General features: G+C 57.0%; 1 pseudogene. It reads right to left on the minus strand.

What is annotated here, in order from left to right:
• Nucleotides 1-157: pseudogene (locus SB719_RS19615) on the minus strand (translation initiation factor IF-3); the annotation flags it as partial.
• Nucleotides 158-286 lie beyond the last annotated feature (129 nt).

Genomic DNA, 286 nt, shown 5'->3' on the forward strand with positions numbered 1-286 from the left:
CTACCAGGTCCAGCTTCGCTTCATCAGCGATACGCAGCGCTTCATCAATCGAGACGATGCCAACCTGCTCGCCGTCTGCGCCAATTAACCGAACCTCGCGGGCCGAGATATTCTCGTTGATCGGGGCCTTCGGTACAGCACGCTTATCGTTTCTCATTTCACGCTTAATAGTCATTACTCCGATTCTTGGCGACCACGCCGGGAAACCGCTTGTGTCAGTAGCTCAACGAATTGGGCGACGGGCATGGAGCCCAGGTCTGCGCCTTCGCGAGTACGCACAGCGACG

Source organism: Pantoea sp. SIMBA_079 (assembly GCF_046940275.1).
Classification (GTDB): Bacteria; Pseudomonadota; Gammaproteobacteria; order Enterobacterales; family Enterobacteriaceae; genus Pantoea; species Pantoea borealis.